This window comes from Methylophaga sp. UBA5088 (genome assembly GCF_002414625.1).
GTDB classification, from domain to species: domain Bacteria; phylum Pseudomonadota; class Gammaproteobacteria; order Nitrosococcales; family Methylophagaceae; genus Methylophaga; species Methylophaga marina.
The window spans coordinates 17,341-20,319 of record NZ_DIAC01000059.1 but is presented as its reverse complement, the minus strand read 5'-3'; the positions used below and the strand labels follow the sequence as shown (position 1 = coordinate 20,319).

General features: G+C 47.0%; 1 protein-coding gene. It reads left to right on the top strand.

Annotated elements, in window-relative coordinates; translation table 11 throughout:
* On the top strand, nt 1–2,842 hold a 2,842-nt coding region (gene dnaE, locus B4K20_RS07915; RefSeq protein ID WP_289282498.1), incomplete at its 5' end, for a DNA polymerase III subunit alpha.
* Nucleotides 2,843–2,979 lie beyond the last annotated feature (137 nt).

Sequence of the window (2,979 nt, the reverse complement as noted above, 5' to 3'; positions counted from 1 at the left end):
TGAAGGTCGTCAGCTGGATGACCCACGTCGTCCACGGAATTACTCGGAGCATCAATATCTTCGAAGTGCTGAAGAGATGACCGCCTTATTTGATGACATTCCTGAAGCAATAGAAAATACGGTTGAAATTGCCAAACGGTGTAATCTGCAACTGACACTGGGTGAGCATTATCTGCCTGACTTCCCAGTACCAGACGGCATGACCATTGAGCAGTTTTTCAGTGAAGAATCTTTCAAAGGCCTTGCTGAACGCTTAGAAGTATTGTTCCCCGACGAAGCCGACAGAGAAGCGAATAAAGCACGCTATGAAGAGCGTTTGCAGATTGAGCTGGATGTTATCAACCAAATGGGCTTCCCAGGCTACTTCTTGATCGTTGCTGACTTCATCCAGTGGGCGAAGAATAATGATGTGCCGGTTGGGCCAGGACGGGGGTCGGGTGCAGGTTCTCTGGTGGCTTATGCCTTAAAAATCACCGACCTTGATCCCTTGCAATATGACTTGCTGTTTGAACGTTTTCTTAACCCTGAGCGTGTTTCTTTGCCCGACTTTGACGTCGACTTTTGTATGGATGGTCGTGACCGGGTTATTGAATATGTGTCACAACATTATGGTCGGGATCACGTATCACAGATTATTACCTTCGGGACCATGGCAGCCAAAGCGGTATTGCGTGATGTCGGCCGTGTATTAGGTCATCCCTATGGCTTTGTTGATCAGCTCGCAAAATTAGTCCCGTTTGAATTAAAGATGACACTCAGCAAAGCGATGGAGCAAGAGCCATTGCTGAAAGAGCGTTATGACAATGAGGAAGAAGTCAAAACCCTGATTGACCTCGCTTTACAGCTGGAGGGCTTAACCAGAAACGTCGGTAAACATGCCGGTGGTGTGGTTATCGCGCCAAAAGTATTGACCGAGTACACGCCAATTTACAGTGAGCACAATGGTGCTGGTCTTGTCTCTCAGTTTGATAAAGATGATGTGGAAAGTGTCGGTCTGGTGAAGTTTGACTTTCTGGGTCTGAAGACGCTGACAGTGATTGACTGGGCAATGAAAAACGTCCGCACGCTGCTACCGAAAGAAGACGCCGATAAAATCGATATTGCCAATCTACCATTGGACGATAAACCAACCTACGCTTTATTGAAGCGTTGTGAAACAACCGCCGTATTCCAGCTTGAATCGCGTGGGATGAAAGAGCTGGTTAAACGCTTACAACCTGATAATTTTGAGGATATCGTGGCCTTGGTGGCGTTATTCCGTCCTGGTCCATTGCAATCGGGCATGGTAGATGACTTTGTTAACCGTAAACATGGTCGAGCAAAAGTTGATTACCCTCATCCTGATCTTGAGCCTGTATTGAAGCCAACCTATGGAGTCATTGTCTATCAGGAACAGGTAATGCAAATCGCCCAGATCCTGGCGAACTATAGCCTGGGTGGCGCCGATATGTTGCGCCGGGCGATGGGGAAGAAAAAACCGGAAGAAATGGCCAAACAACGTTTATTGTTCCTCGAAGGGGCAGCTAAACGGGGCATTGAGGAAAAAGAAGCCGGACCGATTTTCGACTTGATGGAAAAATTCGCTGAGTATGGTTTTAACAAATCTCACTCGGCGGCTTATGCCTTAGTCGCTTATCAAACCGCCTGGTTAAAAGCCCATTATCCAGCCGCGTTTATGGCAGCCGTCTTATCTGCGGATATGGATAATACGGATAAAGTCGTTGGCTTGATTGATGAGTGTCGTGATATGAAACTGAAGGTGCTACCACCTGATGTGAATCACAGCAAAATCAAATTCACCGTGGAAGATGAAAGAACGATTCGTTATGGCTTAGGCGCAATTAAAGGCGTGGGTGAGTCTGCCTTGGCCGGTATTGTGTCTGAGCGTGAACAGGGCGAAACCTTCAGTTCTTTGTATGATTTTTGTCGCCGGGTTGATATGCGTAAGATTAACCGTCGGGTGATGGAGTCGCTTGTGAAAGCGGGTGCCATGGACTCTCTCGGTGGACACCGCGCCAGTATTGAGGCCAGCCTGACAAAAGCGATGCAGATCGCCGATCAACACCGGCGTAATAAAGACAGTGGTCAGAATGATCTGTTTGGACTCAGTCCGGAAGTTGATAGCGGTCAGGATGAACCTCTGGAACAGGCCGCGGAGTGGGCAGAAGAACATTTATTACAGGCTGAAAAAGACACCCTGGGTTTATACTTGAGTGGTCATCCGATTGATCGTTATCAACAAGAATTGGCTGAATTCATCCCCAAACGCATAAATGAACTGGATGCGCCTGAATCTAAAGGGTATCAGCGTAATGAAAAGCCAGTGTTAACCGCTGGCTTGGTGGTGGCGATTCGCACCATGAAGTCAAAAAATGGCGGCCGTATGGCTTTTATCACATTGGATGATCAGAGTGGTCGTCTGGAAGTGCGAGTGTTTGCCGATGTTTATGACCAATATCAGAGCTTTATTCAGCCTGACAAGCTTGTAGTGATTCAAGGCAAAATCGGACAGGACAACTTCACTGGGGGCCTAGCCGCGACAGCAGAAAAAGTGTTTGATATCACTGGAGCGCGCGAAGCGTTTGGTCATTCTCTCCAGATTAATATTGATAATAAAGACAAGGTCAGTCAGTGGATAGAACAAATGAAAAATACGCTGACGCCTTTCAAGGGTGGTGCTTTATCACTGGAGTTGTTATATCAGAACGAACAAGCAAGCACGGTAATTATGTTAGGTGATGACTGGCAGGTTATCCCCAGCGATACTTTGATGAGTCAGTTAGCTATGTTGCCGGAAAGTCAAAACGTCACCGTTCGATACCGTGCTACGATGACAAATTGAGCACTCGAAAAGCGTGAAACGCATAATAGTATGCACATTCGCATTGTTGTAGGATAAACGCACTATCTGAGCATTGTTGCAAGAGGACCCGCAAAGTGGATATGACACCTTATTTCAGACTGATGGCAGACAAGGAT